The organism is Cohnella rhizosphaerae, assembly GCF_029525575.1.
Classification (GTDB): domain Bacteria; phylum Bacillota; class Bacilli; order Paenibacillales; family Paenibacillaceae; genus Cohnella; species Cohnella rhizosphaerae.
Genome location: NZ_JAPDIA010000003.1, coordinates 2115113 through 2135971, shown reverse-complemented (window position 1 = coordinate 2135971; position 20859 = coordinate 2115113). Strand labels below are relative to the sequence as shown.

General features: G+C 57.2%; 18 protein-coding genes and 1 riboswitch. Of the genes, 6 read left to right on the top strand and 12 right to left on the bottom strand.

Annotated features, from left to right (window positions below; translation table 11 throughout):
- Nucleotides 1-31: 31 nt before the first annotated feature.
- The 4 genes from OMP40_RS15150 to OMP40_RS15135 form a co-directional block, all read right to left on the bottom strand.
- Nucleotides 32-463 carry a DoxX family protein gene (locus OMP40_RS15150; protein ID WP_277532436.1) on the bottom strand — a complete coding sequence of 144 codons (432 nt, stop codon included), beginning with the start codon at nt 461-463 and terminating at the stop codon, nt 32-34.
- A gap of 55 nt (nt 464-518) precedes the next feature.
- Nucleotides 519-917, bottom strand: a complete 399-nt coding sequence (locus tag OMP40_RS15145) for a VOC family protein (RefSeq protein ID WP_277532435.1) — start codon at nt 915-917, stop codon at nt 519-521.
- 262 nt (nt 918-1179) lie between these two features.
- Nucleotides 1180-2412, bottom strand: a complete 1233-nt coding sequence (locus OMP40_RS15140; protein WP_277532433.1) for a mannitol-1-phosphate 5-dehydrogenase — start codon at nt 2410-2412, stop codon at nt 1180-1182.
- Between the two features lie 98 nt (nt 2413-2510).
- Complete coding sequence (locus tag OMP40_RS15135; protein WP_277532431.1) at nt 2511-3185, bottom strand: HAD family hydrolase; 675 nt, start codon at nt 3183-3185, stop codon at nt 2511-2513.
- A gap of 144 nt (nt 3186-3329) precedes the next feature.
- A riboswitch (cyclic di-AMP (ydaO/yuaA leader) is annotated at nt 3330-3475 on the bottom strand.
- Between the two features lie 222 nt (nt 3476-3697).
- Between OMP40_RS15135 and OMP40_RS15130 the strand changes: the two genes are divergently transcribed.
- A complete protein-coding gene (locus OMP40_RS15130) occupies nt 3698-4558 on the top strand; it encodes a helix-turn-helix domain-containing protein (RefSeq protein WP_277532430.1) in 861 nt (286 codons plus the stop codon).
- 132 nt (nt 4559-4690) lie between these two features.
- Nucleotides 4691-5596: a haloalkane dehalogenase gene (locus tag OMP40_RS15125; RefSeq protein WP_277532428.1), complete on the top strand. Its 906-nt coding sequence runs from the start codon at nt 4691-4693 to the stop codon at nt 5594-5596.
- A gap of 1291 nt (nt 5597-6887) precedes the next feature.
- Here OMP40_RS15125 and OMP40_RS15120 read toward each other — a convergent pair.
- Entirely contained in the window at nt 6888-7304 is a 417-nt protein-coding gene (locus OMP40_RS15120; RefSeq protein ID WP_277532427.1) for a DinB family protein, read from the bottom strand.
- 207 nt (nt 7305-7511) lie between these two features.
- Between OMP40_RS15120 and OMP40_RS15115 the strand changes: the two genes are divergently transcribed.
- Both OMP40_RS15115 and OMP40_RS15110 read left to right on the top strand, forming a co-directional pair.
- Nucleotides 7512-7955, top strand: a complete 444-nt coding sequence (locus OMP40_RS15115; RefSeq protein ID WP_277532424.1) for an HAD family hydrolase — start codon at nt 7512-7514, stop codon at nt 7953-7955.
- Nucleotides 7956-7977: 22 nt separating this feature from the next.
- Nucleotides 7978-8214, top strand: coding sequence for an HAD family hydrolase (locus OMP40_RS15110; protein WP_277532421.1), 237 nt, complete (start codon nt 7978-7980; stop codon nt 8212-8214).
- Between the two features lie 515 nt (nt 8215-8729).
- On the opposite strand, the gene OMP40_RS15105 is transcribed toward OMP40_RS15110, so the two are convergent.
- The 7 genes from OMP40_RS15105 to OMP40_RS15075 all read right to left on the bottom strand — a co-directional run bounded on the left by OMP40_RS15105 (nt 8730) and on the right by OMP40_RS15075 (nt 20218).
- The gene (locus OMP40_RS15105; RefSeq protein WP_277532419.1) at nt 8730-11462 is read right to left on the bottom strand and encodes an S-layer homology domain-containing protein; all 2733 of its coding nucleotides are present in this window, start codon (nt 11460-11462) and stop codon (nt 8730-8732) included.
- On the bottom strand, nt 11396-12685 hold the full coding sequence (locus tag OMP40_RS15100) for a hypothetical protein (protein ID WP_277532418.1): 1290 nt from the start codon (nt 12683-12685) through the stop codon (nt 11396-11398). The genes OMP40_RS15105 and OMP40_RS15100 overlap by 67 nt, the downstream gene beginning before the upstream one ends.
- A 61-nt stretch (nt 12686-12746) precedes the next feature.
- Nucleotides 12747-13097, bottom strand: a complete 351-nt coding sequence (locus OMP40_RS15095) for a hypothetical protein (RefSeq protein ID WP_277532416.1) — start codon at nt 13095-13097, stop codon at nt 12747-12749.
- Nucleotides 13098-13671: 574 nt separating this feature from the next.
- Nucleotides 13672-16731: an ATP-binding protein gene (locus tag OMP40_RS15090; protein ID WP_277532415.1), complete on the bottom strand. Its 3060-nt coding sequence runs from the start codon at nt 16729-16731 to the stop codon at nt 13672-13674.
- Nucleotides 16728-17861: a response regulator gene (locus OMP40_RS15085; RefSeq protein ID WP_277532413.1), complete on the bottom strand. Its 1134-nt coding sequence runs from the start codon at nt 17859-17861 to the stop codon at nt 16728-16730. Before OMP40_RS15085 ends, OMP40_RS15090 begins: the two co-directional genes overlap by 4 nt.
- A 774-nt stretch (nt 17862-18635) precedes the next feature.
- Nucleotides 18636-19793 carry an alpha/beta hydrolase-fold protein gene (locus OMP40_RS15080; RefSeq protein ID WP_277532411.1) on the bottom strand — a complete coding sequence of 386 codons (1158 nt, stop codon included), beginning with the start codon at nt 19791-19793 and terminating at the stop codon, nt 18636-18638.
- Nucleotides 19794-19807: 14 nt separating this feature from the next.
- On the bottom strand, nt 19808-20218 hold the full coding sequence (locus OMP40_RS15075; RefSeq protein WP_277532409.1) for a GNAT family N-acetyltransferase: 411 nt from the start codon (nt 20216-20218) through the stop codon (nt 19808-19810).
- An 85-nt stretch (nt 20219-20303) separates the two neighbouring features.
- On the opposite strand from OMP40_RS15075, the gene OMP40_RS15070 reads away from it, so the two are divergent.
- Both OMP40_RS15070 and OMP40_RS15065 read left to right on the top strand, forming a co-directional pair.
- Nucleotides 20304-20474, top strand: coding sequence for a hypothetical protein (locus tag OMP40_RS15070; RefSeq protein ID WP_277532406.1), 171 nt, complete (start codon nt 20304-20306; stop codon nt 20472-20474).
- Nucleotides 20475-20553: 79 nt separating this feature from the next.
- A complete protein-coding gene (locus tag OMP40_RS15065; RefSeq protein WP_277532404.1) occupies nt 20554-20841 on the top strand; it encodes a hypothetical protein in 288 nt (95 codons plus the stop codon).
- Nucleotides 20842-20859 lie beyond the last annotated feature (18 nt).

The following is a 20859-nucleotide window of genomic DNA, read 5'->3' as shown; positions in this document are numbered from 1 at the left end:
CTAGGACTTGTCGACTCTCTTCTCTATCGAGTCACTTTCCGCCTGTCAGCAGCATGCGCACCCGCTCGTCCCGAAGCCAGAGCGCGCCCCAGACGAAAATGGCCACATAGACCGGGAACAGCGCGTTCGTGAAAAGAGGCATGTCGATTCGTACTTGCGCCGCAACTGCGCCGCCCAGGTACCCGGTCAACAGCAGCGCGCCAAGGAAGGCTGTGCGAGGTACGATGTACAGCAAGGTGGCCAGTAAGCTTAGGATGCCCATGATCGCCAAGTGGTGCTCGGCGAATCCGAGCTCGCGCGTCGCCTCGACGACCGGCTGCGGCCCTGCGAGCTTGCCGATCCCGTCAAAAAGCATGAAAAGCACCGCTATGCCGCCCAATACCCGCGCCGTCCAGCGTCTGGCGCCCGAGATATTCGGCCGTTGCGCGGCTGTTTGCATCTTCATTTCCCGTTCGATGATCATTGAATTTTCGCCCCTTCTACGATGGTGGATGCGAGCCTGTCGGCTCCCTGGCCGTTTATTGCTTTACGATCTGCCAATGGATCCCGTACTTGTCCACAACCTCTCCATGGTGGCCGCCCCACGGCTGCAGCTCGAACGGGAACTTCACCGTCCCGCCGTCCGCCAGGTTCCCGAACGCTTCGCGCGCCTCGTCTTCGCCGGAGAAGGAGAGCGCCAACGTGACTGCTCGGCCGCCGCTCGGTACCGCTACGTTCGCGTCGGCCAGGAACAGCACGTTCCCGCCAGCCACCTCGAGCGCCAGATGCATCACCTTGTCCTGCATGTCGGCCGGCGTCCCCGGCAGTTGGCCGAGCGTCATTACGGATACAATCTTCCCATCCAGCGCGTCTGCGTAAAACCCGGCCTGCGCTCTGGCGTCCTCCGAGTGAATATAAGCGTTCAATTGTGCCTTCATGCTCAACATCCCTTTCGAATTTGGTTGGTTTGGCTGCTTCTATATAGACAACGAACGGCTGAAGAAGGAATCGACACATGCGCGAAAAAAAAACGATAAAAAAAAATAACCGCCCCGAGTTTCAGGCGGTTCATGGCCTATAAAGGAACGTCAAAAGGCGCCGGTTTATTGAAAAAAAACGCCGCCAACTAATCGCCAAATCGAATCAGGCCGGTACGAAGAGGGAGCTTGGCGCCTTCGTACCGGCCCGATTGTTTTTCGTTTAGCCGAACTCCGTCCTCAACTCTCTATATGCGGCCAGCAACTGACCGTGCAAGGCGTGCTGAAACGGAATGCCAAGGTGCTGCGTGACAAAGGCTGACAGCCCTTCTTCTTGGATAGCGGTTTGCATGCGTACCGCTTCGGGATCTCCTTTATCCGCGTAAGCCAGAGCCGCCGCAGCGGCGAAAACTAAATTCGGCGTTTGCAGGCCATTCTCGTGCGCGAGCATCAGCGGCCGGATCAACCGTTCGCTTCGAGCCAGCTTGCGCAGCGGGGAGCGGGCGACGCGCGTCACGTCGTCGACGATCGCCGGATTGGCGAAGCGCTCCACCGTCTTGTCGATATAGCGGGCATGCTCCGCGGAGTCGAAGCCGTGCCGGCGGATCAGCAAGCCGCCCGTCTCCTCCAAAGCCAGCCGAATTCTCTCGCGAAGCGCGGGCTCCCGAAGCGTATCTTGTATCGTGCTGAAGCCGGCGAGGCGGCCAAGATATGCTGCATAGCAGTGGCCGGTATTCACGGTGTACAGTTTGCGTTCCGCATAAGGGGCAAGCCGATCTACGCAGAGCGCGCCTTCGATGGGCCGGAACCCCGGCATCAACTTGCTCCGGTCGATAATCCATTCGCAAAACGGCTCGACGCGAATGGCGAGCGGATCTTCGTTCCATTGAACGGGAACGATGCGGTCGATCATCGAATCGGGAAAGGACAAACAACGATCGGCTCTGCTTCGAGCCGCGGCTGATAGATGCTCGTAAATATAAGACTTGAGCATCGTGCTGCCCCGCGTGGCGTTTTCGCAGGCGATAATATGAAGGGGCCGGTCGTGCGCGGCAAGCCGCCTCTCGATTCCTGCGGCCATCGTCCTCGCGACGGCGGGCAGGTTGGATACGCCGACAGCCGTCGTTACAAGATCGGCGGTAAGAAGGCGTGCATTCACATCGGTCCCGCTCTTGATGGGAATGGCGGTGACATTGCGTATGACTTCGGAATCCGCCCGTTCATTGGCATAGATGACGGTATACTGTTTGTTTTTCTGAAATTGAGCGATCTGGGTCTCGTTCCGGGCAACGAAGCAAACCTCGTAGCCGGATTTGGATAGCAGCATCCCGATAAATCCGCGGCCGATATTGCCGGCTCCGAAATGAACGGCGCGCCGTTCGTCCGACGGCTCGCAGGCGATACTGCCGGCGATCAGGGCGTTCGGGGATACGGTCGTGTTTATAGAGGCGCTCAACGACTTCACTCCTTTTTTAATCAGAATATTCCGAAAATTATAGCACCAAAGGCAAACGATCCTCAGCCGCAGTTACGATAACCTGATTATCCACGCGATTATCCAGCGGCTCCGGCAATCACCCTGTGAAATTCGAGTTCATGAAGCGAACTCACGCGGTGCAGACAGCGTCCAAAATCAAGCGACTCCGTGAGCGGATTGGGCGTGACAATGCAGGGAATGCCGGCAGCCTCCGCCGCCCGGGCGCCATTTGGCGAGTCTTCAATGGCCACCGCTTCGTGCGCTTCTACACCCAGGGCGCTCAGCGTCTGGAGGTACAGCTCCGGATTCGGCTTGACCTCCTTCACATCGTCGGCGGTCCGAATAACCTTAAAGAACTCGTAAATGCCCAGATTCTTGAGATGCATCTCCACCCATTCGCGCCGCGAGCTGGAAGCAAGACCGATACGAAGCCCGAACTTCTCGGCGCAGTTCAAGTAATGGAGTACGCCGGGGCGCATCTCTTCCCATTCCATCAATAGACTGTGATGCTTGTGAACGGTGTCCCGGAATTGATCGGGGTTAATGGGGAGGTTCATTTCCGTGATCAAATATTCGTAGGGGTTGAACTTGTTTAGGCTCGTGCCGATACAACCGGCATACATCTCGAGCGGCAGGTCGACCTCATGCTTCTTGTAGGCGGCGTGGAAAGCTTTGTACCAAGCGGTCTCCGTATCGATAATCGTACCGTCGAAGTCGAAGATAATCGCCTTGATTCCATTATTCTTTTTCATTGTCTCTACTCCCTCCGGATGTCTGTTCTGCCTAAGCCGAACCATGCCGAAGAGGGGGGGCGCCAGCGATGGGTCGCGGCGTGAAAGCAGAAAGACCCTTCAGGATCGAAGGGTCTCATGTCGCAATCGGTTCGTGCGGAAAAAAGGACCCATCTTCATGCTGACGAGGTTAGCTGACGGACTCGGGTAAGATGGCACCCTACCGACAGGAACGGGTCCTGTCGCGATTCGCCCCAAATGGTGGTTCCCCCCGCTCTCCGAACAAATCGGAAATTAAGCATACCACTATGTTAAATATCCTCTCTTGATATGTCAAGTATATTGCAACAATGATAACGTTACCATGAAAATAAAAACGCTGTCATGTCAAAAACGACTTCATACGCTCCCTTTCGCAATGAATGTATTTCGAAATTCGACGATGATGCATTGCGCCAGTTCGGATAGAATGGAACTTAGAAGATTAACCATTCTCCCGCCGGAGGCGCCGCCGGCGCGAAAGGGAAATGCGCATGCTCATTCAACGATTCGCGCCCCTGCCGCTCCTTCGTCCTTACGTAGACGGCATACTCGTGCAAGAGGATCTGAACCCGGCCAACTTCGCCAACCGGAATCCGGTCAAGGTGCTGCCCTCAGCGATGACGGTCATCGGCATTCAATACGGGCAGCCGATGAAGACGATAACGCAAAAAGGCTCGGTATCGCTGGGTTCAAGCGGCATTACCGGCATGCACGGAACGGTCAAGGAATATGTCAGCACCGGTGCCATCGGAACGATCATTGTCCCTTTCAAGCCCGGGGGCTTGTCCCGGTTCACCCGGTATCCGATCCACGAGTTTCAAGATGCCGACGTGTCTTTGGAGCTTGTATTTCCGGAGCCTGGCGTTCGGGAAATGGAGGAACGGCTGGCCGGCGCGTCCGGGGCCGAGGAGCGGGTAGGGATCGTGCAGCGATTTTTAATCTCGGCGCTGCGCGACCATGAGGAGGAACGATGGCTGCTGCATGCGGCGCATCGGATCATGAAGCGGCAGGGCAATCTGTCGATCGCGGAGCTGGCCGGGCAGCTGTACGTGAGCAAGCGCACGCTGGAGCGCAAGTTTAACGCCTTGATCGGCGCGTCCCCCAAGCAGTTTGCGGGGATCGTCCGTTTTCAGCATGCGATTCGCCTTCGTCATGCCGGCTGCGATTACCTGGACATCGTGCAGGCATGCGGGTATACGGACCACGCCCACTTTGCCAAGGACTTCAAATCGTTCGCAGGCGTCCGGCCCGACGCATTCTTCCGCAGCGAAGTGCAGCCGGAGCTTAAAAAGTCGTATCAAGAAGGTGAAACCGAGGACGACGAGAAGAACCGCCAGCATCTATACTACTGAACGCGTCCGCCACGCCGCGGGAACGCTTTTAGCAGGCAGAAGTCGAGGTTGTCGCTTTTTTTACAATGAGCGCTTCGTGGGCAATGATAGGATAGGGCTATCAACCGCCACACGAAAAGGAGCTGTCTCGCCTTGTCCACTTCTGACGCGCTGTCCGTCGGCGCCGCCTACCCGTTCGAGTCGCGCTATATAAGCGTGAACGGCCATCGCCTGCATTACATCGACTTGGGAGCCGGCGATCCCGTCTTATTCCTCCACGGCAATCCCACCTGGTCCTACATGTATCGCAACATTATCCCCTACGCTCAGGACGCTCGCCGCTGCATCGCGGTCGACCTGATCGGGATGGGGCGTTCGGACAAGCCTGACATCGGTTACACGTTTTTGGAGCATGTCGATTATGTGACCCGGTTCATCGAGCAGCTGGCATTGGACAACCTCACGCTGGTCGGGCATGACTGGGGGGCTGCCATCGGCCTGCAGTATGCGATGCGGCATGCGGATAAGATCAAGGCGATCGCGATGCTCGAGCCGCAGGCGCTGTATCCGAATGCCGCCTGGTCGGACTTCTCTCCCCCGGAGGCGCAGCCCTTGTTCCGGAAGCTTCGCGATCCTGCGGAAGGCTGGCCGTTCATGCGGGACAACAGCGTGTTCGTCGAAGGCATGACGACGACGATCGTCAACCGGACGATCTCGCAGGAGGAGCACGAGCAGTATCGGGCGCCGTTCCGCCAGCCGGAGGACCGCAAGCCGATGTGGGCGTTCCCGAACCAGATCCCGATCGAAGGCAGGCCGGCAGAAGTCGTGGAAGCGGTCAACGCGCGCAACGAATGGCTGACCGCTTCGCCCGTGCCGAAGCTGCTGTTCTACGCGACGCCCGGCTGCACCGTTCGCGAGCCGCAGCTCGACTGGTGCCGCGCGAACCTGCCGAATCTGACCCTCTGCGATATCGGCAAAGGCTTCCACCACCTGGCGGAGGAAAATCCGCATGCCGTCGGAAGCGAGCTGCGGCGGTGGCTGCGGCAGGTGAATGACTGAGGGGTGCGCAGGCCCGTCGGCCGCAGGGCGGGAGATAGCCGGTTTTTCAGGCTATCTCAGGTTCCGCGCACCCACATCCGGCACAGTTAGCCGGTTTTCCGGCGATCTCATGCTCCGCGCACCCGCATCCGGCACAGTTAACCGGTTTTTCAGGCTATCTCATGCTCCGCTTACCCATATCCGGCACAGTTAACCGGTTTTTCCGGCTATCTCATGCTCCGCGCGCAATCCATATTTATCTGTAGTTTTGCAAAGAACTTGCCTGCAAGCGCCTTTAATGCCTTTTGGCACTTATCGGCACCATCGTCAGCGTCTCGCCTGCCTAGATAATGCCTTTTGGCACTTATCGGCACCTTCATCAGCGCCTCGCCTGCCTAGATAGTGCCTTTTGGCACTTATCGGCACCTTCATCGGGGCCTCGCCTGCCCAGATAGTGCCTTTTGGCACTTATCGGCACCTTCATCGGCGCCTCGACTGCCCAGATAGTGCCTTTTGGCACTTATCGGCACCTTCAACCGCGTCTCGCCTGCCCAGATAATGCCTTTTGGCACTTATCGGCACCTTCATCGACGCCTCGCCTGGCCAGATAATGCCTTTTGGCACTTATCGGCACCATCATCGACGCCTCGCCTGCCTAGATAATGCCTTTTGGCACTTATCGGCACCTTCAACCGCGTCTTGCCTGCCTGGATAGTGCCTTTTGGCACTTATCGGCACCTTCATCAGCGCCTCGCCTGCCCAGATAGTGCCTTTTGGCATTTATCGGCACCTTCATCGGCGCCTCGCCTGCCTAGATAATGCCTTTTGGCACTTATCGGCACCTTCATCAGCGCCTCGCCTGCCCAGATAGTGCCTTTTGGCACTTATCGGCACCTTCATCGGCGCCTCGCCTGCCCAGATAATGCCTTTTGGCACTTATCGGCACCTTCATCGGCGTCTCGCCTGCCCAGATAGTGCCTTTTGGCACTTATCGGCACCTTCATCAGCGCCTCGCCTGCCCAGATAATGCCTTTTGGCACTTATCGGCACCTTCATCGACGCCTCACCTGCCCAGATAGTGCCTTTTGGCACTTATCGGCTATCGGCTATCGGCACCTTCATCGCCGCTTGGCCTGCCCTGATCGTGCCCCTTGCGCTTATCGGCACGATCCGGCGCGAGCATCCGGGACATTGCCTTTCGAGCGGCCGCCAGTTAGCCGGCCCCCTTGCAATCTCGGACTCCGTGCACCGCATCCGGCACAGTTATCCGGCCCTCCCCGTTACCTCCGGCCCCCTGCGCCCCCGCAAAGGTTCAAACAACCGCATCAATTTGACCTTGGTGATGACGGTCGTGATCGTTAAACTCATGGATGATGTAGAGCAGCGAATAGCGCGTGCCGGTGTGCGGACAAGTTTCTACGCCGTTTACCGTTACGTATTTTGCCGCAACTTCGGGCTCGTCCAACAAACGTTCGACCAACGCATGGCGCGTCTGCTTGAATTCGTCGAGCAGTCGATCCTTAGCTACACCCCACCGGGCGTACGCATACGCAATCCGGTTAAACGCATCGAAAGCCGGAAACGTCACTCCTTCGCCGCGCTTAATCGCGGGAATGACCGTATCGATCAGGTACTGATCCCAATGCTGCAAATGCGCGATAATCTCCGCTACGGTCGCTTTCCCCTCGGCTACAGGCCTCGACCATATCCGTTCGTCGATCCTCCGCAAAGTATCCGTCCAGTCCGTGAATTGCTTAAAAAAGAACGATCGTTTCGGCGCCCAGGCTGATCACTGAGACACTCCCCCCTCTCGCTCACACGCTCCTGATTCAGTAACGTAAATAATAATTCTCAAGCGCCCTCCTCCAATCGAACGATTCGTAGGTATAATCATATTACGTATCCGAAAATCTAGATAGCGTCCGGGAGGCAGCACGTGAGCTACAAAGCGATTCTCTTCGATCTCGACAACACCCTGCTAAACTACTCGATGAGCGAGCTCAAATCCATGCAAAACACTGTAGAAAAGCACGGACTCATCCATAAAGAAGCATTTTCGTGGGACGTTTTTTGGGCGCTTTTCAGCGACGTCAACTTCCGTTATTGGAATGAGCGCCTCATATCCAACTATACGATTCATCAAGTATTAGAATATTCATTCCGGGATACGCTCCAAGCACTTGCATTAGATCATTCGGAAGCGAACATTCTCTCTGCGTTATACTGGAAGACCTTCTGCCTTGCTTGCGACTTTGAAGACCACGCCATGGAAGTCTTGGCTCGCTTGCACGGCAGGCACAAGCTGGCCATCATTTCCAACGGCATCGGCGAAGCGCAAAGAAGCAGACTTGCTGCGGGAGGGATGAATCACTTTTTTTGACGCGCTGATTATCTCGGATGAAGTGGGTTACTGGAAGCCGGATAAAAAAATATTCGACGAAGCGCTCAAGCAATTAGGCATAGATCGTACCGAGGCTTTGTTCATTGGCGATTCGTTGCGGGACGATTACCATGGAGCCGTCAATGCCGGCATCGACTTCTGTTACTACAATCGCGCGGGCCGGCCGATCGACGCGGATATTCGCCCGAAGTACGTCGTTCATAGCTTGATGAATGTGGCGAGTTTGCTGGGAAATTAAAGTACGGCCACGCCAATCGAGGACAAGCGCCGGCCAAGCGGTCAGGCGCTTAATTTCACGCGCAGTGCCTATCGAAAGCCGATCCGCCGGTCGTTCCGATGAGCCCGCTGACGTCGCCCGCGGTACGCTTTCGCAGTAATGCCTGCAAATATACATCTCTTTCCGTCGATGTCGGCCCTTCTAAACAAGATAGCTGCAAAAACGCATTTATTTCCCTTCGTATGCTTCATTTTCGGCTAGGGATTTACATTTACCTGCACATTTGCAGGCTTTTCATCCAGTGCCGCCAGTCGACAGAAAATACATGTATATATGCAGGCTTTTCGTTCCGCAGGCATCGAAAAAGCGCCTCTACGCTGAAAGCGCAAGGGTAATGTTGCATGTTCTGACATTCAAAGAAACCGTCAGGGAAATTACCCTGACGGCAGACTGTATCTGTTATCCATGTTCCAATCTCGGACCAACCAGCGGCTGCTTGCCTGTCTGATCGCTCATTGGCTCATTCCATTGCAAGCTTAGATCAAGCCCGACTTCTGCAGGAGCCGCTGCACGAGCGCAGCGACCTCGGCTCTGGATACGGACTCGCGCGGCGCAAGTCTCGCGTCGCCGCGTCCCTTGGCGAGGCCGGCCGTCACGCTCGCCGCAACGCCTTTTTGCGCCCATTCGGATATGTCGGCCGCATCCTTGAACGGGCGAAGCGTCGCTTCAGCCGATTCTACAGACAGCTTGCCCTGCAGTCCTGTGATCTCCATCGCTTTGGAGACAATGACGATGGCTTGCTCCCGGGTGATCTTATCGTCCGGCCGGAACGTGCCGTCCGCATAACCCTCGATCAGTCCGTACGCGCTTGCCGTCGCGATCGCGGCGCCGTACCACTCCCCGGCCGCCACATCGGAGAATGCGGAAGCGCCGCTCTCCGGCTTCAGTCCGAGTCCGCGCACGACGATCGCCGCAAATTCCGCCCGCGTCACATCGCGATCCGGACTAAACCGTCCGCCCCCGGTGCCCTCGATGACCAGCCGGGCGCCCATATCCTCAACTGCCGCCTTAGCCCAATGATTCGCCATATCGGCAAATGCCGGCTCATGCGATACGACCGCATACGTGCTGTTGGTCAAGCTGTTGATCTTGGCATAATAGCGGCCGTCGATGACGACGACTTGCGTCGGTACGTGGCGCGCCGTTCCGTCCGCGTCAATAATTACGCCCGTCGTAATCTTGCTTGCGTCCACGCCGTCCGGAATCGCGATCGTCCGCTCGATATACGCGTTGAACCGATCGATCTCCACCGACTCCGTTCCATAGATGGCGCGAACCGTGAAGCTGACCGGCGGCACGACAAGCGCGAACGCGCCTTTCTCGGCTGCTTGCTCCGCCATGGCTGACGTGTCCGCGGTCGGATCGGCGATCTCGATCTGCACTTGAATGTCTTCCAGCTTCGCCGACTGGCCAAGCTTCCCGGACAAGGCATCGATGTTGAATTGTTTTGCCGGAATCGTATAGCTTGCATGGTCTGTCCGGAGAATGAGCGTAGCCGAAGCGTTCTCCATATTTTTGACCAGCTGTCCGGTCAATTGCCCGATCTTCAGCGCCGATTGTCCGGCAACCGGTATCGTCACGACTGCATTGTTGCCTTCCGCCTCCAGCTTCGCTTGCAGCTTGGCCGCGTCCACGGTGACGGTCGTCGTCTTCAGGCCGCCTGCTTCGGAGGTTTTCGACTTGCCCAGTTTTTCTACCTTGCCGTTTACGAGCACCTCCACCTCATCTGTAGGGACGGGGTTCGAAGGCACGTAGATCGGCGGAACGTACACATCATCCTCCGCCGCGACGACGGCCGTCGTTTGTCCGAAGCGCACGACGGCGCCCGCCGCGTCGATCTCCGCAACCCCGACCCGATCGCCGTTCGCCGCCGCGATCAGGCCGTCGGCCGGCAGGTCCGCGTATTCGGACAGGTTCAGCGTATCGCCCACATTCGGTACGACCGCGTTCCCGCTGCCGAAGTTGTAATACACCAGCTTGTTCACCGACATCGGCTCCGGCGTTACCGCGAGCCGCGTCTTGCCGTCGTTCTCCGCGCCGCTCGGGTCGCTCGACACGACCGTCAGTCCGGATGCCGGAACCGGACCCGGTCCTTGGGACTCGTCCGATGCCACAGCCGTCGTCTGACCGAAGCGAACGACAGCGCCAGCCGCGTCAATCTCCGCGACGCCGACTTTATCGCCGTTCGCTGCCGCGATCAGGCCGTCGGCCGGCAGGTCCGCGTATTCGGACAAGTTAAGCGCATCGCCCATATTCGGTACGTTCACACTGCCGCTGCCAAAGTTAAAATACACCAGCTTGTTCACCGACATAGGCTCCGGCGTTGGCGTTACCGTAAGCCGCGTCTTGCCGTCGTTCTCCGCACCGCTCGGGTCGGTCGACACGATCGTCAGCCCGGACGCCGGAATCGGACCCGGTCCTTCGGTCTCGTCCGTCGAAACGGCGATGCCCTGGCCGAAGTGAACCACGTTTTCCGTTGTCGCATCGATCTCCACGACGCCGATGTGATCGCCGTTCGCCGCCGCGACCAGACCGCTCTCCGGCAGTTCCGCGTATTCGGTCTGATCCAGCGTTCCGCCTACTACGGGCAACGTAACGTCGTCGCTTCCGAAATTGCGATACACGAGCTTATGGCCAGACGCCGGAGTTGGCGTCACCGTCAGCTTCGTCTTGCCGTTGTTCGCCGCGCCGCTCGGATCGCTCGCGTCGACCTTCAGACCGCTGATGACGATATCCAGCGATCCCTCGCTCCCGCCCACGGCATAATCGATTCCGCTAAACTTGCCGACGTAGCCGGAATAAATCGCCTTCAGCGTATGCGGACCTTCCGAAAGGCCGCTGAGATTAAAGGTAAATACACTGTACGAGCCCGTTAACGAGCCCAACTGCACGTCTTCTTGATGCAGAGCGCCGTCGATGTAAAAGGACAGCGTTCCTCCGTAACTGTACGAGCCGATTCCCGAAGAGGCTGGTGCGCCCGTTACGTAGGCCAGGTAGAAGCCTGAGCTCTGGCTAAACGTAATATTTTTCAAACCGCTGATCGTTGTCGTCGAAGGCGTGCCGCCGAAAACTAGCTTCGCGCTCTTGTTCCCCGCCCCATCTACCGCCTCTACCTCATACAAGGCATTAGCCGGCGGATTGCTTACGTTCGTCGTCGTTCCGTAAACCTGGGCAGCCGTCCCGTTGACGTACACATTATAATAGGCCACGCCGCTCCCCCGTGCCGTCGACGGCACCGTTCCAGGATAGGTCGATATTGCCGCCATTGTCGCTCGGCGTGATCGAAGCGCCATTCCCCCCAAGCCGGCGGCGTATTGTCTACCAGAACCTCGGGATAGAATACGCTCGTCCGGCGGCCGTCTTGATCCACCAGGTAATAGCCGTCGTCCAATCGCTTATTTCCTTCGATCGCTCCCGTCGTGTCAACCGTGACCGGTATCGGCGCGCTCTCGCTAGGGCCAAACGTGCCGACAATTTCATCGTCCGCCGCCCGATAGACCGTAACCGTCTGGCCGTAAACGACATAACCGGAGTTCGCATTAATCGTCAGCTCGTGCGAATGCGAGATCTGATCCGATACCGCGCTCGGACTCGCCTCGAACTTGAGATCCATGCCGCCGTACAGCTGCGGATAACCGTCCGCCTGCATAAACCAGTAGTGTTCGAAATCCCACTTCTGGTTCGCTGCCGCAGCCGACGTGAACGTCGTCTCGTCCTGCAGCTCGGACGTACTGCGACCGATGCCGTACTGCGCGGCGTCGGATGCGTCCGCGTCAGGAACGCCCGACACGCTCGTGTCCCAGAAGGACGCGACGACGGTCGATGCCGAACCGAAATTTTCGCCGATCAAACCGTGGGTCAGGCCCGTCGTTGCGATATTTCCGGCCGCGTAATTGTGCAGGATCTTGTCTTCGCCCGAGAAACCAAGCAACCCGCCGACCACGGAGCCGGTCACGTCGCCGGTCGCATAATTCATCTGGATATCGTTCCCGTTCGATGCGCCGATGAGACCGCCGATGTTGCTGCCGCCAAGCGATGCGACATTCCCCGTGGCATAGCTTCTTGTCACCTTCGTGCCGGAGGCGTTGCCAAGCAGGCCGCCTATTCCTTCGCCGGTTCCGACGGACGCAGCGGACGAGGAATTATACACCTGGGTCTTGTCGGACAATCCGACGAGTCCTCCGACGTTTTTACTGCCGGTGACGACGCCGGCCCCCATTCGATCGTACGCGAATATAGCGTAAAAGGAATTGGCGGCTTCCGCAGTTCCGATCAAACCGCCAACGTTTTTATTTCCCGATACGTTTCCTTTGGCTTTAACTAAAGTCACCCACGCTTGCTTGTTGCTGTTCGTCTGCGCGATCGCTCCCGCCAGCATACCTACATTATTGTTGCCGACGACGCCTGAAGAAGGGTCCGTCTCGATCGTCAAGTCGTATACGGCACCGTTGGTAATTAGGGAGAACAGTCCGATATTGTCCTCCGTCGGCCGATTAATCGACAGACCCCCCGATCTTATGGCCGTTGCCGTCGAAGGTGCCGGTGAAGCCGGTACCGGAACCAAGGCCGATCGGCGTCCAATCGCCCGTCAGATCGATATCGTTCTTCAAGAGATAATAGCCGCCTAGCGGATAATTGCTTGAACCGATGAGACTCAAGGTAAACTGATTCGTGACCTTCCATGGATTTTGCGCCGTGCCTTCTCCGCTCATGCCGCTATCGGCATAAGCTCTCCCGCCTGCGAAGGAGAACAGGGACAAGACCAGCGCGAGACTGGAGAGAATCGCAATCCATCTCTTGTCGCCAGCAGCTTGATTCCATCGCGCGCCGTACCGTGTATTCACGTCGTACCCACCTTTATCCAATAGATTCCAATCCACGCTCAGCTTAGCCGACGACACCTTAAAAAAAACCTTAAAAATCGACATTTTTCTAAATCGTCCGTCAAAAACAGACCGCCAGGAAAGATCGCCCTGACGGCCTCTCTTAGGTTAGCGTTATCCGTAACTTGGTTCATGCGAAACGCCTGTCCATGTCTCATCGGCCACCAGCCGGTTCAGTAGGCCCGCATATCGTCGCCCGCGTTGTTCCTTTGCAGCAATGCCTGCAAATATACATCTTTTTCCGCCGATGGCGGCCCTTTTCAACAGGATAGATGCAAAAGCGCAGTTATTTTACGTCATCGGCCGAATTTCCGGCTTGCGTTTTGCATTTGCCTGCACATTTGCAGGTATTGCATCACGTGTCGCGCGTCGGCAGAAAATACATGTATAAATACAGGTTTTGGGGGTCTGAAAGCCGCCGAAAAGCGCCGGCGTGCCGAAAATGCGCTTACCTGCCTACGAATTGCCGCCACATTTTACTGCTGCTATTTTAAAAAAACAGGCTTCGCCGTTCCTAGAATGGGAGCCTGTCATTTTAAGCCGATTGAGCCGGAATGCGCATCGTGATGGTCGTACCGCGTCCTTGCTCGCTCGCGAGCTCAAGCGCAACCCCGTACTCGTACTTCAGACGTTTGTTGATATTCAGCAGGCCGACGCCTTGGGGATCCTTCGTATCGGCGCGGTCGAGCAGCGTCTTGAAGCGTTCGGGGGCGATGCCGACGCCGTTGTCGGTCACGACCAGCTGCCAATGTCCGTCCGACAAGGCCGCCGTCAGCTTGACCGTCCCTCCCTCGATCCGGCTGCCGATCCCATGCCGGATCGCATTCTCGACCAGCGGCTGCAGCAGAAGCGGTGGGAGTCGGAGCGTGTAGGCTTCTTCTGCGATGTCGTATTCGAAGCGGATCCGATCCTTGAACCTGGCCTGTTCGATATCCACATACGTCCGAATCAGCTGAAACTCCTCCGCAAAGGCAATCCGCCCCTCCGCGTTGCTGAAGCGGAAGCTGCCGCGCAAGTAGTCGGAGAGATCGACGATCATCTTCCGCGCGCGATCCGCATCCGTATAACTGGATGCCGCGATGCTGTTCAGTACGTTATGCAAAAAATGCGGCTTAATCTGCGATTGCAAAAACGCGACCTCGAGATAGACCGCGCGGCCCAGCGATTCCTTCATCGCCAGCAGGCTGCCGATTCTGGCCTTCAGCTCCTCCAGATCGAACGGCTTCGGCAAGTAATCGTTGGCCCCGGCCTGGAAGGCGGCCACCTTCTCCTGCGGCTGAATGGCCGCCGTCACCATCAGGACGGGCAGCTCCAGCAGCGAATAGCGCTTGCGAATCTCCCGGCATACCTCGTAGCCCGACAGGCCCGGCATCATCAGATCGAGAATGACGAGGTCGAGCCGGCCCGGCCGTTCGATCTCCGCCAGCGCCTCATACCCGTTCTGCACCGCGATCACCCGGTAATCGAGCGGCTGCAGCGCGTCCAGGAGCACCTTCAGGTTCACGTGCTGATCGTCGACGACGAGCACCGTACGCTCGCCGTCCGGGTTCGCGTAATGCGGCGTATCAAAGGAATATTCAGCAGCAAAAGGCGCGGTTCGAGCGTTGGGCGGAGGCGGGGCGGACGATGGAGCCGATACCGCGGCTGACGCTCGATCCGCGATCGGGAGCGTGAAGGTAAACGTCGAGCCGGCGCCGGGCGAGGAAGCGACCGTAAGCGTACCGCCTTGCAGCTCGACCAGTTGCTTCGCGATCGACAGACCCAGCCCGAAGCTGCGGCTCTGCGTGGACTCTAGCGATCTGAACGGCTCGAAAATGAAAGGAAGATCCTGCGGCTCAATTCCTTTTCCCGAATCCTGCACCGCAATGGCCAGCCTCCCGCCGCGTTCCTCTCCGGTCACGACGATGCTGCCGCTCTCTGTATGCTTGATCGCATTGTCCAGCAAATTGCCGATGACCTGGCTCAAACGACTCTCGTCGGCCAGCGCGAGCGGCAAGTCCGCAGGAACGCGATTGTCCAGCGCGAAGCTCCGTCCCATGCACAAATATGAATAGAACTGTACCTGCACCCCCGCGACCGAGCGGACGTCGATCGGCGCCGGCGAGATCCCGAGCTCACCGCGCTTCAGCCTGGACAGGTCCAAAATGTCGTAGACGAGCTGCGAGAGCCGCTTCGTAATATCCGTAATCAATTGAAGCTTATCCCGCTGATCGGCAGTCGGAGGAGACGCGGCGTTATCCAGCATCGACTGTGAAATATTCATCACGCCGTGCAGCGGCGTCTTGAACTCATGCGAGGTACGGGCCAGAAAGTCGTCCTTCATCTTGTCCGCTTCCAGCAACTCACCGGACAGCTCTTCGATTTTGCGAAAAGCGTTCGAGAATCGGAGCGACATAAGCAGGGCGAGCATCAGCAGCACCAGGAAAGGCTCGACCGGCGGGAACGCATAGATCGGCACCCCAAAATAAAAGTTCATATTCAGGTTTAGCGCCATCACGTTCAAGGCCAAGGCGGCCACGGCCAGATACCGGCTGCCGGCCACGCGGTGCAATGCAGCCAATATGAACACGTAGGTAGCGTAGAGCAAAGCGAAGGTTGCGAATAGAGATGTCAGCGGTCGCGTCAGCCCTCCCGATAGCTCAGGCCCGAAGCCGACATTCAGTACGCCCAGTACCGCTCCGATGGCCACGCTGCACCGAACGAGCCATTTAAAGCAATAGGGCCGGAAAGCCGTATTTAAATAAAGGAAAAATCCTAGCCCCACGCCGATCGCCGAAGTGAGCTGGATGCGATAATAAAGCCGGAACGGGAGCCAGCCGGCTGCATGGAGCAGCACCCGCTCGCCGCTGACGCTAATGAAGAGCGAGATGCAGAGACAGACGATGCCGAACATGGCAAGCGAAAAATCGTTTCTGCGCTGCGTATACAGGCCGAAAAAGTACAGCCCCATGATCAGAAAAACGCTGACCGAGATCCAATCGTGCGCGGTCGCCCGGTCGCGAAGCTCGGCAATCTGTCCGGCTTTGCCCAGCCGGATCGACTCGACGATGCCGCTGTTGGCGCGAAAGTCGTAGTTGGCCGCCTGAAGCAAAATTTCGTTCCAGCCCGGCTGCAGCGTAAAGTAGCTGACATATGGCCGGTTAAATGCCTCGTATTGCCGCGCCTCCGCCGGATTCCCGCTCGAGCCGACGACCCGGCCGTTGACGATGAGACGATTGGACGCCGGGATCGATGCCGTTTTTAATCCGTAAACCTCGCCCGTATCCCGGACCTGAACCCGCAATCGATAGGTCGCCATGCCGAGCGTGTCCATCTGCTTCGACCAGGAGCCGGGCACCTGCGTCATCTCGGGCTTCGGCCGCTCTTCGCCTGCGGCGAAGTCCCGTTCGCTTAGAAGCTTGTCCGGATACAGCTCCCACTGGCCGTCCAGGGGAATGACGCCGTCCTCCTCGAACCGCCATGCGCTAAGGTCCATATATCCGTTGACCGCTGCGGGTGCGGGCTTCTGAAGCCGGGAGGAGAAAGCCGCCAATAGACTGAGGGTCGCGATTAACAGTAGGAGCGTGATCAGCGCCGCCGCGACTTTTTTCCTCATCGGACGCCCCTGAAGGCTTCGTCCGTCGTCTGGCGCATCAACTGAAGCGTCTCCTCCTCCAGCTCGGCGGCCAACTGGACCCGCACCGCCTGCTCGAGCTGCCGGCCGATTCGGTGGGCTTCATGACGATCGCCCGCCTCCAGGTGAAGCCGCATCAGCTCGCGCCCATCCGGTTCGGACTCGGGGACGAGCGCCAATATACGCTGCAGGCTGTCGGCCGCGAGCGCATGACGGCCCTGGCTCCGGAACGAAGCGTGCCAGGCGCGAAGCGTGCGAATGTAGGACGCCCTGATCTCGAGCTGCCTGAACGCCGCCCAGCCAAAGTCGCAGGCCTCCATGTATTCGCCCTGATACAACCGGTTCATCCGTTCGTATGCGCTTACGTCTTGATCCGACGCAGCGCCCTCCAACTGGCGTTCGAAGTCCGCGACATCCACGCTTACGCCGCCCAGTTCGGCCATGAAGCCCTGATCGTACTTGTGGATGCGGATCGGAACGCGATGCTCCGTCAACGTTTTCCTTAAATAGGACAGGCACGTATACAAATACGTCTTCGCCTTGTTCAGATCGTAGCCCGGCCATAGCGCTTCGATGATGGCCGCCGCGGTCGCGGACTTCCCTTCGTGATGGACGAGGTACGCGCAAAGCTCCTTTTCCTTTTTCGTCTTCCAGGACACTCCGCTCTTGCGTGCGTCCGGCGCTTGGATCTGGAACCCGCCCAGGCACTGAACGACAGGCATGCTGGCTGACTCTGCGCTCCCATCCCCGTTCCCATTCGCGTTCCTTTGCGACGCCGGTTGCGGCAAAGATTGCCGGATGCGCGCCACCGCGTTCTGCAGCCGCTCCATCGTAAACGGCTTCAGCAAATAATCGGTCGATTGAATCTCGAACGCTTCGACCGCGTACTCCGAATAAGCCGTCGTGAAGATGATCGGCAGCTTCGGCAGCGTATGCCGGATTCGTCTCGCGGCTTCCGTCCCCATGATGCCAGGCATCTGATTGTCGAGGAACACCGCATCCACGGCTGAACCTTCCAGCGCTTCGAGCGCCTGAACCGGATTCACGTACCTGCCGGCAATCTCGACATCCCCCCATCTGCCTGAGCAGGATCTCCAGCAAATCCAGGGCATCTTCCTCATCGTCAATCAACATCACGCGAATCATGCGGTATGTCTCCCTATTTCCATTTCGCCAAAATTTGACTCTTTTCTTGCCTTTCGACATCGAGGGGGCGGTTCCCTTCTTGAGTCGCGAAACTCACTGCACCCGCATTCGCCACCAGTTAGCCGGTTTTTCCGCTCATCTCCGGTGCCGATAATGCCCTTTTGCACTTATCGGCATCTTTCCCAGCGCTTCGCGGGCCGAGATAATGCCCTTTTGCACTTATCGGCACCTTTTCCAGCCCTTATCCGGGGCCGATAATGCCCTTTTGCACTTATCGGCCCCCTTGCCAGCCCTTCGCGGGCCGAGATAATGCCCTTTTGCACTTATCGGCCCCCTTCCCAGCGCTTCGCCGGCGCCGATAATGCCCTTTTGCACTTATCGGCCCCCCTTGCCAGCGCTTCGCGGGCCGAGATAATGCCCTTTTGCACTTATCGGCACCTTTTCCAGCGCTTCGCCGGCGCCGATAATGCCCATTTGCACTTATCGGCACCTTTTCCAGCGCTTCGCCGGCCCCGATAATGCCCATTTGCACTTATCGGCACCTTTTCCAGCGCTTCGCCGGCCCCGATAGCGCCCTTTTGCGCTTATCGGCACAAACCGGAGCAAGCATCCGGGGCGGCCGCCTTTCGAGCGGACGAGATGGCCGATTATTCCGGCTATCTCGGACTTCACGCCCCGCATCCGGCACAATTAGCCGGTTCTCCCCTGTTGTCTCCGTCCCCGCGCCCCCCTGCAAAGACTCAAACAACCGCTGCAATCTGACCCTGATGATGACGGTCGTGATCGTTAAACTCATGGATGATGTAAAGCAGCGAATAAGGCGTTCCGGTGTGCGGGCAAGTCTCGATGCCGTTTACCGTTACGTACTTTGCCGCAACTTCGGGCTCCTCCAACAAACGGTCGACCAACGCATGGCGCGTTTGCTTGAATTCGTCGAGCAGGCGATCCTGAGCTACGCCCGACCGGGCGTACCCATACGCGATCCGGTTAAACGCATCGAACGCCGGAAACGTCACTCCTTCACCCCGCTTAATGGCGGGAATGACCGTGTCGATCAGATACTGGTCCCAATGCTGCAAATGCGCGATAATCTCCGCTACGGTCGCTTTTCCCTCGGCAACAGGCCCCGACCATATCCGTTCGTCGATCCTCCGCAAAGTATCCGTCCAGTCCGTAAATTGCTTAAATAGAGCGATCGTATCTGCGTCCAAGCTGATCATCGCGACACGCCCTCCCCCAGTATTTTTGTGGTTTAATAACCATGCGATCAACGCGGCGTTGCCGAACGTTTCTGCGATTACTTTGTTCGCGTCGTGTCGCAATCCGGTATAGTAGGTAGCCCGAACCGGCGCGCCGATGGCCGTCAATGCGTGGACCATTGCTTTGGTCTCAGACACAGGAACCTTATTGTCATCCTCGCAGTGAAAAGTCCAGATGGGAACCTCCTTGAGCAGCGCCGCTCGACTCGGATCGAACCAGCCGGACATCGGTACAAAGGCGGCAAACCGCCGCGGCGACCTTGAAGCGTAATCCCAGGCCCCATGTCCGCCCATGCTGAATCCGGCTGCGTATATCCGATTCGCGTCGACGCGATAGTTCCTTTGAATGTCTTCAACCAACGCGACAGTCAACTCATATTCCTTCGTCCAATCCGAGTCGTCCGGACATTGCGGAGAGACGACGATAAACGGGAAGTGTTGTTGTTTTTCTGCGAACCAAGCAAGCCCGTACCCGTCCAAACGCTCAATATCGCTGCCTCGCCTGTTCATGCCGTGAAGAAATAAAATCATCGGATAATCCGATTCGGTCGAGGAATAGTCATGAGGGAGAAATAACTGATAGTTAGCGACCGCGTATTGAGGCGAATGGGCTTGGCGACTATGACTGCTTACGGGCATCTCGTTCACTCCTTTTAACACAAGTTTTTCGTAAATATAATTTCTAAAGGCTCCCGCTCAAGCAGCAAGCAACCCGAATCCCGATAGCCGGACTTTCTGTAGAAATGCTGCGCCTCTTCGTTAGACAAAGTGGACGTCATCGCCAGCCGAAAGCCCTTTTGCTTCATCTCGTCTTCCCAGAAGCGTATAGCTGTCCTTCCGAATCCCTTGCCGCGATAGGGTTCATCGATCCAGATCATATTCATGAACGGCGTGTTGTCCCAAAAGTATCCATAGCGCATCCAGCCGATCGTGTCATCATTGTCCGATTTAAATAGATATATTTCTTTTTGCCTTATTTTCTGCGCAATTAAGTGCTCCAACACATGTCGATCATGTTCCCTTATGTATTCATAGTCGGTTTCAGTCGCATAAATAATTCTCAAAAGTCCCCCCTCCAAACAAACCGTTCACCGGTATAATCATAATACGCATACGAAAATTCTAGCATCGCATTTCGGAAGGTAGTACGTGAGCTACAAGGCGATTCTCTTTGATCTCTACAATACGCTGTTAAACGACTCGATGAGCGAGCTCAAATCCATGCATTACAATCGAGCAGGCCGACCGATCGATGCGGATGTTCGCACGAAATATGTCGTTCATAGCTTGATGAATGTGGCGAGCTTGCTGGGAAATTAACATGGCGTTTCCGCGAAAGAGGTGAAACATGGTCATACTCGACGGTCTCTAGCTTCCCCCTGAGGAGGTTAGAGCACAGATGAGCAGAAGCTTCAAGAAAACGCCGGTTTGCAACGATCACGCCACTCCTTATACGCATCTGGCCAAACGAATGGCGAGCAAGGCGGTTCGTCGCTACAACGGCGAAATCGCAAACGGCAAGTGGTATCGGAAAGTGTATTGCTCCTGGAACATTTGCGATTATCGATTTTACAGGACCAAGCAGCAAGCGATCCTGGAGTGGGAGACCGAACGCTGGGTATGGAGACGCGCCAAAAGCCTAGAAGCGTGGATCAACCACTGGGAAAAGTTCTACCGTAGAAAATAAGAACAAGCGCCGGTCAGG

Bases quoted from the DNA above. Each gene is read 5' to 3' on its own strand.
- OMP40_RS15150 (WP_277532436.1), bottom strand. From the start codon at position 463: ATGATCATCGAACGGGAAATGAAGATGCAAACAGCCGCGCAACGGCCG.
- OMP40_RS15145 (WP_277532435.1), bottom strand. From the start codon at position 917: ATGAAGGCACAATTGAACGCTTATATTCACTCGGAGGACGCCAGAGCG.
- OMP40_RS15135 (WP_277532431.1), bottom strand. From the start codon at position 3,185: ATGAAAAAGAATAATGGAATCAAGGCGATTATCTTCGACTTCGACGGT.
- OMP40_RS15130 (WP_277532430.1), top strand. From the start codon at position 3,698: ATGCTCATTCAACGATTCGCGCCCCTGCCGCTCCTTCGTCCTTACGTA.
- OMP40_RS15090 (WP_277532415.1), bottom strand. From the start codon at position 16,731: ATGAGGAAAAAAGTCGCGGCGGCGCTGATCACGCTCCTACTGTTAATC.
- OMP40_RS15085 (WP_277532413.1), bottom strand. From the start codon at position 17,861: ATGCCCTGGATTTGCTGGAGATCCTGCTCAGGCAGATGGGGGGATGTC.
- OMP40_RS15080 (WP_277532411.1), bottom strand. From the start codon at position 19,793: ATGCCCGTAAGCAGTCATAGTCGCCAAGCCCATTCGCCTCAATACGCG.
- OMP40_RS15065 (WP_277532404.1), top strand. From the start codon at position 20,554: ATGAGCAGAAGCTTCAAGAAAACGCCGGTTTGCAACGATCACGCCACT.